Below are 12888 nucleotides of genomic sequence, written 5' to 3' on the forward strand. Positions count from 1 at the left end.
GCCATGGGCCGCGGCCCGTACCCCGGTCGGCGGGGGTACGGGCCGTGCGCGCGCCTCAGGTGGTGACGGTCTGGCGGCGCTCCGCCGCCTGCGCCATCGCGTGCTGGACGACGCCGATCAGGACCTGCTTGACGGACTCCCGGTCCCGGGCGTCGCACAGCAGCAGCGGTACGTCGTCGTCCAGGTCGAGGGCCTGGCGGACGGCGTCCTCGGGGTAGCGGGACGCGCCCTCGAAGCAGTTGACGCCGACGACGAACGGTATGGAGCGCCGCTCGAAGTAGTCGACCGCGGCGAAGCAGTCCTCCAGGCGGCGGGTGTCGGCGAGCACGACGGCACCGAGCGCGCCCTCGGAGAGCTCGTCCCACATGAACCAGAACCGCTCCTGCCCCGGCGTGCCGAACAGGTACAGCACGAGGTCCTCGCGGAGCGTGATGCGGCCGAAGTCCATGGCCACCGTGGTCGTGTGCTTGCCCTCGACGCCGCTCGTGTCGTCGATGGGGCGCCCCGCCTCGGTGAGCAGTTCCTCGGTGCGCAGCGGCCTGATCTCGCTGACCGCGCCGACCAGCGTGGTCTTGCCCACGCCGAAGCCGCCGGCCACCAGGATCTTGAGCGTGACGGGCTCGACCGGAGGCTTCCCGCGCTCAGAACGCCCGAAGATCATCGATCTCTTCTCCTGCTTGATGGGGATGGGACGACGGCGGGCCGTAGCCTCCGCCGCCGGGGGTTTCGATGACGAGTACGTCGCCGGGGCCGACGTCGGCGAAGTCGCTGCCGCCGAGCGCGGTGACCGTGCCGTCCGCGCGCTCCACCCGGTTGGCGCCCAGCGCGCCGGGCTCGCCGCCCGCCATGCCGTACGGCGGGACCCTGCGGTGCTGGGACAGCGTGGAGACCGTCATGGGCTCGTGGAAGCGGATGCGGCGCACCGCACCGTCCCCGCCGGCCCACCGTCCGGCGCCGCCGCTGCCCGGGCGCACGGCGAACTCGTCGAGGTGCACGGGCAGCCGCCACTCCAGCACCTCGGGGTCGGTCAGCCGCGAGTTGGTCATGTGGGTCTGGACGACGGGCGCACCGGGGAAGCCGTCGCCCGCGCCGGAGCCTGAGGCGACCGTCTCGTAGTACTGGTGCCGCTCGTTGCCGAAGGTGACGTTGTTCATCGTCCCGGAGCCCTCGGCCTGGACGCCGAGCGCGGCGTAGAGGGCCCCGGTGATGGCCTGGGAGGTCTCGACGTTGCCCGCGACCACGGCGGCCGGCGGCTCGGGCGCCAGCATGGAACCGGCCGGTACGACGATGTCCAGAGGGCGCAGACAGCCGTCGTTGAGCGGGATGTCGTCGGCGACGAGGGTGCGGAAGACGTACAGGACGGCCGCGTTGACCACCGCGAAGGGGGCGTTGAAGTTGCTCGCCAGCTGGGCGGAGGTGCCGGTGAAGTCGACGGTCGCGGACCGCTTCTCGCGGTCCACGCGCACGCGTACCCGGATGTGGGCGCCCGCGTCGGTCTCGTAGGAGTACTCGCCGTCGTCGAGGGCGTCGACGACCCGGCGCACGGCTTCCTCGGCGTTGTCCTGGACGTGCTTCATGTACGCCTGGACCACGTCGAGACCGAAGTCGTCGATCATGCGGGCGACTTCGTCGACGCCCTTGCGGTTGGCGGCGATCTGGGCGCGCAGGTCGGCCAGGTTGGTCTTCGGGTTGCGGGAGGGGTGGCGCGCCTCGGTGAGCAGGCGCAGGGTCTCCTGCTCGCGGAAGCGGCCGTGCTCGGCCAGCAGCCAGTTGTCGAAGAGGATGCCCTCTTCCTCGATGGTGCGGCTGTTGGCCGGCATGGAGCCGGGGGCGATGCCGCCGATCTCGGCGTGGTGGCCGCGGGAGGCGACGTAGAAGAGGATCCGGTCACCCTCCGTGTCGAACACCGGGGTGATCACGGTGACGTCGGGCAGGTGGGTGCCGCCGTGGTAGGGGTCGTTGACGGCGTAGGTGTCGCCGGGCCGCATCGAGGTGCCGCGGCGCCGGATGACCTCCTTGACGCTCGTGCCCATCGAGCCCAGGTGGACGGGGATGTGCGGCGCGTTGGCCACCAGGTTCCCGTCCGGGTCGAAGAGGGCGCACGAGAAGTCGAGGCGCTCCTTGATGTTGACGGACTGGGCCGTCGACTCCAGCCGCGCGCCCATCTGTTCGGCGATCGACATGAAGAGGTTGTTGAAGACCTCCAGCAGAACCGGGTCCGCTTCTGTGCCGAGATCGGAACTCTCCGTAATCGCCGCGCGTTCCATGAGCAGATGCCCGTCGTCGCGGGCCACGGCCTGCCAGCCGTCGTCGACGACGGTCGTCGCACTGGCCTCGGTGATGATCGCGGGGCCGGTGACGGTGTCGCCGGGGGGAAGGTCCTCACGGCGGTGCAGGGGCACGTCGCGCCAGGAGCCGCCGGTGTGGAGGCGGACCGTCTCCGGCGTGGCCGAGCCGCCCTCGCGGGCGGCTTCGTAGGGGGCGAGGGCGGAGAGATCGGGGGGTTCCGTGATGCCGGTGGCTTCGACGGAGAGGGCTTCGACGACGATCGGGCGGTCTAGCGTGAAGGAGTACGTGGCGCGATGACGTTCTTCGAAGGCGCGGCTCATCGTGCCGGGCTCGGTCAGTTCGACGGTGAGGGTGGTGTCGGTGCCGTCGTAGCGCAGCTGCGCGCGGCGGGTGACCTGGATGTGGTCCTCGGCCACGTCCTCGGCGAGGAGTTCCGAGCGGGCCGCCTGCTCCAGGTCGTCGGCGGTCTTCAGGACCGCGGGCATGGACGCCTGCTCCAGCGGTGCCTCGACGGACTGCTCGCGCATGGCGGTGGTGTCGGCGAGGCCGATGCCGAGCGCGGACAGGACACCGGCCATCGGCGGCACGAGCACGGTGCGGATGCCGAGCGAGTCGGCCACCATGCACGCGTGCTGGCCGCCCGCGCCACCGAACGTGGTGAGGGCGTAGCGGGTGACGTCGTGGCCCTTCTGGACGGAGATCCGCTTGACGGCGTTGGCGATGTTGGCGACGGCGATCTGCAGGTATCCCTCGGCCACCTGCTCGGGCGTGCGGTCGTCCCCGGTGCGCGTGCGGATCTCGCCGGCGAGGGCGGTGAACCGGTCGCGGACGAGCGCCGCGTCGAGCGGCTGGTCGCCCTCGGGGCCGAACACCTTGGGGAAGTGGGCGGGTTGGATGCGGCCGAGCATGACGTTGGCGTCGGTGACGGCGAGCGGGCCGCCACCGCGGTAGCAGGCGGGCCCCGGGTCCGCGCCCGCCGAGTCCGGGCCTACGCGGTAGCGGGTGCCGTCGAAGTGCAGGACCGAGCCGCCGCCGGCCGCGACGGTGTGGATGTCCAGCATGGGCGCGCGCAACCGGACGCCGGCGATCTGCGTGGTGAAGACGCGTTCGTACTCACCCGCGAAGTGCGAGACGTCGGTGGAGGTGCCGCCCATGTCGAAGCCGATGACGCGGTCGAATCCGGCCAGCTGCGACATCCGGGCCATGCCGACGATGCCTCCGGCCGGCCCGGAGAGGATGGCGTCCTTGCCGCGGAACTGGCCGGCTTCGGCGAGCCCGCCGTTGGACTGCATGAACATCAGCCGGACGCCCCGCAGTTCGTCGGCGACGTGCTGGACGTAGCGGCGCAGCACGGGCGAGAGGTAGGCGTCGACGACCGCGGTGTCCCCGCGCGGCACGAGCTTCATCAGCGGGCTGACCTCGCTGGACAGCGAGATCTGCGGGAAGCCGAGGCGGGCGGCCAGCTCGCCCACGGCCTGCTCGTGGGCGGGGTGCAGATGGCTGTGCATGCAGACGACGGCGACGGCGCGGATGCCGTCCTCGTACGCGTCCCTCAGCGGGCCGGCGAGGGCGTCGAGGTCGGGGGCGCGCAGGACGGTGCCGTCGGCGGCGATGCGTTCGTCGACCTCCACGACCCGCTCGTGCAGCAGGGAGGGGAGTTCGATGCGGCGGGCGAAGATCTGGGGGCGGTTCTGGTAGGCGATGCGCAGGGCGTCACGGAAGCCGCGGGTGACGACCAGCAGGGTGCGCTCGCCCTTGCGTTCCAGGAGCGCGTTGGTGGCGACCGTCGTCCCCATGCGGACGGCCTCGATGGATTCCGGGGAGCCGTCGAGCAGTTCGCGGACGCCCGCGACGGCCGCGTCGGAGTACCGCGCCGGGTTGTCCGACAGCAGCTTGTGGGTGAGCAGGCGGCCGTCGGGGCGTCGCGCGACGATGTCGGTGAAGGTGCCGCCCCGATCGACCCAGAACTGCCAACCTGCCACGTCCGTACCCCGCTTCCGCACCGCTCACAGTGCCCGGAGGCCGTTGATCACGTCGCGCAGAATACTCTCGTCCGGCAGTTCGGCGGGGGGTACGGGCCGCGTGACATGGACGAATTCACGGGCGACGAGATCCCCGACGAGGACCCGCACCACTCCGACGGGCAGATCGAGTTCTGCGGCGAGTTCGGCGACCGACTGAGGGGTGTCACGGCACAGACCGACGATGTCCACGTGCTCCGGGGACAGCGAGGAGTCGGCGTCCGGGTCGTCCGCCTGGGGCTCGGTGAGGACCACCGCGATCAGGTCGAGACGGTGCTGACCCGCACTGGTGGTCCGGCCACCCGTCATGGCGTACGGACGGACCACCGGTCCGGCCTCGTCGTCGAACCAGTGGCTTCTTCCCTGACCGTCAGCGCTCATGACATCTCACTACCCGCCTGCGGGCAGATCGGTGCGCGGAGCGGCCCCCAGATGCACGCCGACCCGCTTGACCAGGAGCGTCATCTCGTACGCCACCTGGCCGACGTCCGAGTCGGCGTCCGAGAGGACGGCCAGGCAGCTGCCGTCGCCGGCGGCCGTGACGAAGAGGAAGGCCTCGTCCAGCTCGACGACCGTCTGCCGGACGCTGCCCGCCTCGAAGTGGCGGCCCACTCCCTTGGCGAGACTGTGGAAGCCGGAGGCCACGGCGGCGAGGTGCTCGCTGTCCTCGCGGGTCAGGTCCTTGGACACGCCGGTCGCCAGGCCGTCGCTGGAGAGCACGACGGCCTTGCGGATGCTCGCGACCCGGTCCACCAGGTCGTCCAGAAGCCAGTTGAGCTCCCCCGACCTGCTGGTCTCGGTGTGGCCGGTCGCCTTCGGTGCGGTCATCGACCGTCCCCCTCTGTCGTTCCTTGTGGTGCTGTGCCGCTGTGGGCGCTGTCACCCGCGGCATTCTCGTTACGGCCACGCTGCCAGCCGCGCTGGAGCGAGGCCATCCGGCTGCGTACCTCGTCGGCGTCCCGCTCGGCCGGCGGCGCGCTGTCCTGCGCGGGCCGCCGTTCGCTCTGCTTGAGCTGGGGAGCCAGGTTCGCCTGCCGTACGCGCCGGGGCAGCGGGCCGTTGCCGGGACCGGTGTCCTGCGGTGCGGTGCCGGGGCGCCCGGCGGCGGGGTCATTGCCGCGCGATGCGATGGCGGCGGGCCGGCTGCGTGCGGGGAGAGCGGGAGGCTGCGCGACCTCGCCGCCGCTCGGCCGCTCGGGTGCCGAAGTTGCGGGGTCGGCGGACCGGTCGGGTCCGGCCGCGCCGGGGCGCAGTGGTGAGGCGCCGCGCCGGCGGGTCGGCAGGGGTGGCGCCGTGTCCTGGTCGGACCGGACCGGGCCCGTGCCCACCTGCGGTCCGTCGCCGCGGCGGCGTTGCGGCAGTGGCGCGGCGGCCTCCGGCCCGGGGCGGCCCGGGCCGGCCGGCGGCTCATCGCCGGCGCCCTCGCGCCGTGAGCGCTGCTCGGTGACCGGGCGTCCGTGCGAGCTGATCAGCTTGGGCGGGCGGCGGCGGGTCAGCGGGACCGGCTCGCCGACGTCGTCGCCGGTGTCGAAGCGGGCCGGTTCCTGGGCGTCGGGGTGGCCGGGGAGCGGACCGTCGCCGTGGCCGGCCGCCGTGTCGTCGGCGAGGGCGATGGAGCGGCGGGGGCGGAAGATGCCGCCGCGCTCGCTGTCCTCGTCGCCGAGAGCGCCCGGGAAGTCCTCGACGGCGTCGAGATCGACCGGAGCCTCCAGTTCCACGGGTCCGTCCAGCAGGGCGGCGGGCAGGCCGGGAAGCTGCACGGGCATCTGGGAGAGCGAGGTGCGGCGGCTCTCCTCGAGCTCGGCCTCCTTGGAGGGGTGGGGGCGGTCGAGGCGGAAGCCGATGCCGTTGGTGTCCGGGACGTCGTCCGTCAGCAGCGCGTCGGGGACGAAGACGACCGCGGTGGTGCCGCCGTACGGCGACGGCTGGAGGGAGACCCGCACGTTCTGCCGCTGGGCGAGCCGGCTGACCACGAACAGGCCGAGCCGGTCGGTGTCGGACAGCTCGAACTCCGGCGTCTCGGCGAGCCGGAGGTTGGCGTCCAGGAGGGCGTCGGCGGCCATACCGAGGCCTCGGTCGTGGATCTCCAGGGTGAAGCCGTTGGCGACCCGCTCCCCCAGCACCTGCACGGCCGTGTGCGGCGGGGAGAACACCGTGGCGTTCTCCAGCAGTTCGGCCACGAGGTGGGTGAGGTCGGCGACGGCGGGACCGGTGACGGCGATCCGCGGCAGACGGCGGACCTCGATGCGCTCGTAGTCCTCGACCTCCGCGACGGCGGCCCGGACGACGTCCATGAGCTGCACGGGCTTGCGCCACTGCCGGGACGGTGCGGCGCCGGAGAGGATCACGAGGCCCTCGGCGTGCCGCCGCATGCGGGTGGTCAGGTGGTCGAGGCGGAACAGGTCGGCGAGTTCGTCGGTGTCCTCGGTCCGGCGCTCCATGGTGTCGAGCAGCGTGAGCTGCTTGTGCAGGAGGACCTGGCTGCGCCGTGCGAGGTTGACGAACACCTCGGACACCCCGGCGCGCAGTTCGGCCTGCTTGACGGCTGCCTCGACGGCCGCGCGCTGAAGGGTGTTGAGGGCCTGGCCGACCTCGCCGATCTCGTTCTTGTCGTACTCCAGGCGCGGGGCCTCGGTCTCCACGTCGACCTGTTCGCCCGCGGACAGGCGGCGCATGACGCTGGGCAGCCGGACGCCGGACGCCTCGTGGGCCTCCAGCCGCAGCTGCCGCAGGTCACGGATGAGCGTGCGGCCGACGCGTACGGACAGGAAGAGCGAGAGCAGCACCGCGACCAGGCCGAGCACGCCGGCGACGGCCGCCTTGGCGATGACGCCCATCGCGACGGGGCGGACGCGGTCCTGATAGCGGTCGCTCGCCTGGTCGTTGAGGGTGCCGAGCTTGTCGAGCACGTTCCCGGCGGCGGTGTCCCAGCCCTGCGCGGTGACCTCGCCGGCCCGGCCGTTGGTCGCGGTGGTGGCGGACTGCTCGGCCACGCGCAGCGGCGCCGTGGCGGCGTTCTTCCAGAACTCCTCGTAGCGGTCGCGCTCCGACGAGGGCAGCAGCGGCAGGTTGACGTCGTACATCAGGCTGCGCTGGGCCACGAGGTCGCTGACGTCGCGGCTCTCCGTGCGGGTGAGCCGGCCGACGATCAGTGAGGAGCCGAGCAGGGCGTCCTCGCGGGAGAGCAGTTCGCGGGCCCGGGCGAGGTTGACGAGGGCGCGGTACTGCTTGTCCATCTCGACGTTGTCGACGACGTGGAGATTGCCGAGCAGCACGTAGCAGGGGTCGACCAGGCGGTTGTAGAGGTCGAGGGCCTGGGCGCGGTCGACGGTGCCGTCCTCGACGCTGCGGCGCAGGGCGTCGATGCCGTCGAACGCCTCCAGGACGCTGGTCAGGTGCTCGTCCGTGCCCTCCCCCAGCGCGTCGCGCACATCGGGGTTCTTGGCGTTCGTGCGGATCTTGGCGACGGCCTCGTCCGTGGCGGTGCGGCTGCGCCTGAGGTCGGCGAGTCCGTCGGAGGCCCGCGGATCGGCGAGGTAGACGAGAGTCTGGCGGCGTTCCTGCTGCAGCACGCGGACGGTGTCCTCGATCGGATACCCGACCTTCTCCACCACGTCCGACACATTGAACAGGTCTTGTGCCTCACGTCCCGTCAGTACCGTGGCGAAGCCCCAGATCGCGGTGAGGGACACCAGCGGCACGAGAAGCAGCGCCACGATCTTCCGGCGGATCGACTTCCCGCGAAAGCGCATGGCCTCCCCCAGCTCGACCCCCTACGACCGGGGGTACACATGTACGTCAACAAACGGCGCGAGCCTACTACCGACACATGGCCAACTCGAAGAGCCGTCCGGAAGCTGAACTTCCGCGCGCGCGACGAGACATGCGGAGTTGTCCGTTCATTGGGGGAGATTGCCTCCCCGATCCGCCACGGCCGTTGAAACTCGTCCGACCGGCCCGTCCTGCGGATTGGCCTGAAATTTACGCTCGTTGGGAATCTTCAGGACGCCTCGTTCGTCCTCTCTACGGGAGATGCGCGGAATCAGCTGCTTGAGCAGCCTCCGGCACTTGGGCGGCGTAAAACAACGCAAGCCGGGCAGCCACTGGGGAGGACGTGCCAGCGGGTACGGACGAGCAGTCTGCGGCGGTGGGGAGTGACACGGTGATGGGCACGGCGGAGCGGCGCTTGGCGCCCGGGGACGGTATGGCGGTGCGGCGAGGGCCCGAGGCACCTGATCGCGACATTCCGGTGGACGAGCGCCGGGCCTTGTGGGTGGAGGAGCCGGCACGCCGACGGCGGATGCCCGACCCGGTGCGGACGTCGGCGGTGCGTGCGGTGATCATCATCGCCGTGACGATGATCCAGGCGATGGTGGCCTTCTTCTGCACCATGGCCGGGTCCTGGCTGGCCTTCCCGATGGTCATCAGCAGCATAGCCGGCACCGTGGTGGCCACCTGGGCGGCGCTCGACATCTGGGTGACCCGCCAGGTGTGGAACCAGCGTTACGGCGTGGTCTCGGATCCGAGCAGCACGGCGCGGGCGCTGCGCCGCGAACGCCGCCGGGCCCGGCGGCAGGCCAGGGCCACCGAGCGGGCCCAGGAGCGCATACGCAGGCGCGGCGGCACCGGCCAGCTGTCGCATCCCTGAGCCGTCCGGCCACTGTCCCGGGAGCCGCTCAGAGGGCGGTTTTGAGCCGTGCCGCTCCCGGGTGGAGGTGGGCCGTGTTCCTCACGGGGCGCTGGGGGCCGGCCGCTTGAACATCCGGGTCGCCGTGATCTCGCTGTGTACCGCGTCGGCGTCCCCGGCCGGGGTCTGCTGCGGCAGGCCGGGCCGGAGGTGCTCCTCGACGCTGATGTACTTCAGCCCGGCCCGCAGGTCCGCGTCGTTGCGCAACCGGATGACCAGCGGGAACTCCGCCAGCGCTGTCGTGTCGAACAGGCCGGTGGTGTAGAGCAGCTGGACGCCCAGTGCGTCGGACACGGCCCGCTGGAGCTCCAGCAGGTAGGTGGCGTTGGCGCGGCCGATGGGGTTGTCGAGGAACAGCGTGCCGGCGTGACGGTGCTTGTCGCGGCCGCGGTCGTTGGAGCGGAGCGCGGCCATCGTGCAGTACAGCGCGATGGCGGCGGTGAGCAGCTGGCCGCCCGAGAACACGTCACCCATCTGCCCGACCGGCACCCGCTCGGCGCGCAGCACGGCGTCCGGCTTGAGGATCTCGACGGCGACGCCCTTGGGCTGCAGGGCCGCGCCCACACCCCGCAGCAGCAGCGACATGCCGTCGCGCCGCAGATCGGAGTTCTTCTTGACGGCCGCCCGGGTGGCCTCGTCGATGACCTCGCCGAGCCGCTCGGTGAGCGTGGCCTGGTCGGGCTCCTCGAACCGGATACGCAGGAACTCCTGCCCGGACCACTCGCCCAGCCCCTCGGGCAGCCGGGAGAGCCGCTGGGCGGAGCGCAGCGTCGCCAGTGCCGACTCCACGAGCCCGCGCAGCCGGTCCACGATGGAGTCCCTGTTCCGCTCCAGCTGGGCCAACTCGTCGCTCAGGACGCGCAGCCGGGGCGCGAAGGCGTCCGCCCACTTCTGGGCGTGCTCGGGCAGCGAGGAGGCGGGCAGCTCGCGGATCTGCTGCCGCGCCGGGGTGCGGACCTGCTCGTAGCGCGTGGAGTTGGCGTGCCGCACCAGGACGTCGCAGGCCTCGCGCACGGCGGCCTCGGCGGCCGAGAGGTCGGCGGCGCAGCCGCGCAGGGAGCGGCGTGCCTCCGCAGCGGCGTGCCGGGCCTCCTCCAAGGTGCCGGGGTACGGGTCCGGCTCCTCCTGCTCCTCGTCGGCGAAGTGTTCGCGCAGCAGGTCGCGGAGCATCGCGGCGATCTCGTCGAAGCCCCCGGCGGCGTCCTCGGCCGCCCGGTGGGCGTCGAGGAGTTCGGCGTGCGCCTCCCGGGCCTCGCTCAACGCCTCGGTGCGGGTGGCGAGTTCGGCCGTCGCCGTACGCAGCAGCGCCTGTGCGTGCTCCGCGTCGCGCGGCTGCTGCTCCTCCGGCAGCTCGGTGTGCGCCTCGCCGTCCTCGGGCGCGTGCCGCTCGGCCTCGCCGCGCAGCCGCCCGAGCTGCTCGCTCGCGGTCGACATCCGGGTCTCCAGGAGCTGCACCAGCTCCTCGGCGCGCGCGGCGGCGGCCTGCCGGGACGGTCCGTCGGAGCCGTCCGGCGACTGCAGCAGCTGTTCCGCGCGGGTGCGGACCTTGTTGCTGAGCCGGTCCAGCTCGGCGCGGGCGGCGCTCTCGTCGCTCTCCGCGCGCGCCTGCTCGGCCCGCAGGTCGGCGCCGACGCCGACCTTCTCGTAGACCTGGGACGCCGCACGGTACGCCTCGCGGAGGGCGGGCAGCGACGCCTTCGGGTCGGACCCCTCGGCCTCCGGTACGTCGTCGGGAGCGCCCGCGATCTCCGCGCGCTCGGCGCGCAGGGCGCGTGCCGTGCGGCGGGCGTCGTCGGCGGCCCGCTGGGCGCCGCGCCGGTCCTCGTCCGCGGCGCGGGCGCGCTCCAGACAGGCCTGGGCGCGGGCCTCCGACTCGGCGCCCTCGTCGGCCAGTTCACGCACCTTGACCTGCCAGCCGGCCCGCTCGCGCAGCCGGAAGGCGAGCCCGGCGAGGGCGTCGGCCGAGCGCCGGGCCTTCTGCGCGGTCTCCTGACGCTCGTCGCGCACCTGCGCCGCCTCGGCGGCGCTCTCGTCGGCCTCGGCCCGGACCGCTCGCGCCTCGGCCAGCTCGGCCTCGGACTCCTCGGCGAAGGCGCGCGCGTCGTGCGCGGCCCGGGCCAGTTCGACGAGCTGCCCGGCCGGGCAGCCGGCGCGCCAGGAGGCGAGGCGTGCCGCCAGTTCGCGGTCCTTGCCGAGGCGCGCGGCGAGCGTCCTGATCTCCTCGTCCCGCTCGGCCGCCCGCGCGCGCAGCGCCTGCCGCTCCTCGTCGGCGGCGTGCTCGTCGTGCATGGCGGGGTTCGGCGGTACGAGGAAGACGCCGCCGTCGTCCGATTCCGTGGCTGGGGTGGGTGCGAGCAGGGCGGCGGCCGTGCCGACGGCCACGGCGGACCGCGGGAGCAGCGCCGCGTCGCCGAGGGCCTCGCGGGCGCGGCTGTGCGTGTCGGGGTCGGTGATGATCACGCCGTCGACGAGTTCGGGACGGGCGGCCAGCACGCGCGCGTGGTCGGCCGGGTCCACGGCCTGGGCGAGGTAGCGCCAGCCGGGCAGCGCCGGGATGCCGTGCTCGCCGAGGAACTCGACGGTGGCCAGTACGTCCGGGCCGGGCGGCAGCAGTCCGCCGTCGCCGAGCGCGCCGAGGATGCGGGAGTCGTCGGCCGCGGCGGTGCGCAGCTCGAAGAGCTGCCGCTCGGCGGAGGAGACCGAGTCGTCGAGCAGCTCGCGCAGTTCGTCGGCGAAGCGGTCGAGCTCCTCGGGGGTGAGGGCGGGCTCGTCGCCGTCCGCCGCGTCCCTGGGGCGCGGGACCGCGGGGCGTGCGTCGCCCGCGGTGACGTTCAGCAGTTCCGCCAGCCGCTCCTCCGCGGCCAGCGACTCGGCGGTGCGCCGCTCGGCGTCGTAGGACCGCCGGGCCGCCGTGGCCGCGTCCGCCGCACGAGCCGCCGTCAACTCCGCGCGGGATTCCGCCGAAGCGGCCTCGCGCGCGTGCTCGCCGGCCCTGCGCGACGCCTCCCGAGCCGTGTCCCAGGCGGCGACCGCGGTCTTCTCGGCGTCGCTGGCCGCGAGGGCGGCGCGGGCCGGGTCGGCGTCGGGGGCGCTGTCGTCGAGCCATCCCGCGCGCACCGCCTCGGCGGTCTCCTGCTCGACCTCGGTGAGACGCTGCCGCAGGTGCCCGACCTCGCTGCGGGCGCGCTGCGCCTCCGTGGCGGCGGCGGTCGAGTCGCGGTAGGCGGCCTCGCCGACCTCCTGGAGGGCGGCGGACCGCTCCTCCTCCTGGTTGGCGAGGCTCTCGGCGCTCTCCGCCGCCGCGTGCAGGGCCCGTACGAGATCCACGGCGGCCCTGGCGCGGGCGGCGAGCGCGGGGGCGGCGTCGCGCTCGGCCTCCTGGATCGCGGCGGCCACGCGCGCGGCGCGGTCGGCGGCGGCCCGGTGGCGCAGCACCGCCTCGGCGGCCTGCCACGCGGAGTGCAGGGTGCGCGCGTCGGCCAGCTCGCGCTTCTGCGCGGCGGCGGACTTCTCGGCGGCACCGAGCGCCAAGGAGGCGTTGCGGTAGGCGAGTTCGGCGGAGATGAGCGCGCTGCGCTCCCGGGCACCCTCGGAGTGGGTGACCGCGTACGCGGCCGCCGTGACGCGCTGGGCCAGGTCGGCCGCCCGCATCCGCTCCTGCACGCCCCGGGCGGACAGCCGGCGGGCCAGGGAGCGCGTGCGGCGCTCGGCGCCGGTGTGGACGTCACGAGCGCGTGCGCGGGCCTCGGCGGCCTCGACGATCCGCCCGAGAAGGTCCACCGACCCGGCGGTGAAGTCCCGTTCGGCGATCAGCTCGGCGCGGCGGCCGAGCTTGTTGCCGAAGCCGCTGACCAGGTCGGCGAGCCCGTCGGTGTCCCGGGTGTCGGTCAC

7 protein-coding genes are annotated in these 12888 nt (G+C 73.4%); 1 reads left to right on the forward strand and 6 read right to left on the reverse strand.

The window, feature by feature from the left end:
* Positions 1–55: 55 nt before the first annotated feature.
* The 5 genes from ACFU97_RS32440 to ACFU97_RS32460 are packed head-to-tail and all read right to left on the reverse strand — an operon-like array spanning position 56 to position 8062.
* Positions 56–661 carry an ATP/GTP-binding protein gene (locus tag ACFU97_RS32440; protein ID WP_384263949.1) on the reverse strand — a complete coding sequence of 202 codons (606 nt, stop codon included), beginning with the start codon at positions 659–661 and terminating at the stop codon, positions 56–58.
* Positions 642–4271 (reverse strand): hydantoinase B/oxoprolinase family protein, encoded by a 3630-nt coding sequence (locus ACFU97_RS32445; RefSeq protein ID WP_384263951.1) that lies wholly within the window; start codon positions 4269–4271, stop codon positions 642–644. The genes ACFU97_RS32440 and ACFU97_RS32445 overlap by 20 nt, the downstream gene beginning before the upstream one ends.
* A gap of 24 nt (positions 4272–4295) precedes the next feature.
* Positions 4296–4691 carry a DUF742 domain-containing protein gene (locus ACFU97_RS32450; protein ID WP_384263953.1) on the reverse strand — a complete coding sequence of 132 codons (396 nt, stop codon included), beginning with the start codon at positions 4689–4691 and terminating at the stop codon, positions 4296–4298.
* A 9-nt stretch (positions 4692–4700) separates the two neighbouring features.
* Complete coding sequence (locus ACFU97_RS32455; RefSeq protein ID WP_384263955.1) at positions 4701–5138, reverse strand: roadblock/LC7 domain-containing protein; 438 nt, start codon at positions 5136–5138, stop codon at positions 4701–4703.
* Positions 5135–8062 (reverse strand): nitrate- and nitrite sensing domain-containing protein, encoded by a 2928-nt coding sequence (locus ACFU97_RS32460; RefSeq protein WP_384263956.1) that lies wholly within the window; start codon positions 8060–8062, stop codon positions 5135–5137. Before ACFU97_RS32460 ends, ACFU97_RS32455 begins: the two co-directional genes overlap by 4 nt.
* A 413-nt stretch (positions 8063–8475) precedes the next feature.
* On the opposite strand from ACFU97_RS32460, the gene ACFU97_RS32465 reads away from it, so the two are divergent.
* Positions 8476–8958 carry a hypothetical protein gene (locus ACFU97_RS32465; RefSeq protein WP_384264052.1) on the forward strand — a complete coding sequence of 161 codons (483 nt, stop codon included), beginning with the start codon at positions 8476–8478 and terminating at the stop codon, positions 8956–8958.
* A gap of 81 nt (positions 8959–9039) precedes the next feature.
* Here ACFU97_RS32465 and ACFU97_RS32470 read toward each other — a convergent pair.
* Positions 9040–12888, reverse strand: a 3849-nt coding sequence (locus tag ACFU97_RS32470; protein ID WP_384263958.1) for a hypothetical protein, incomplete at its 5' end; no start/stop codon positions are given.

This window comes from Streptomyces sp. NPDC057616 (assembly GCF_042800575.1).
Lineage (GTDB): Bacteria > Actinomycetota > Actinomycetes > Streptomycetales > Streptomycetaceae > Streptomyces.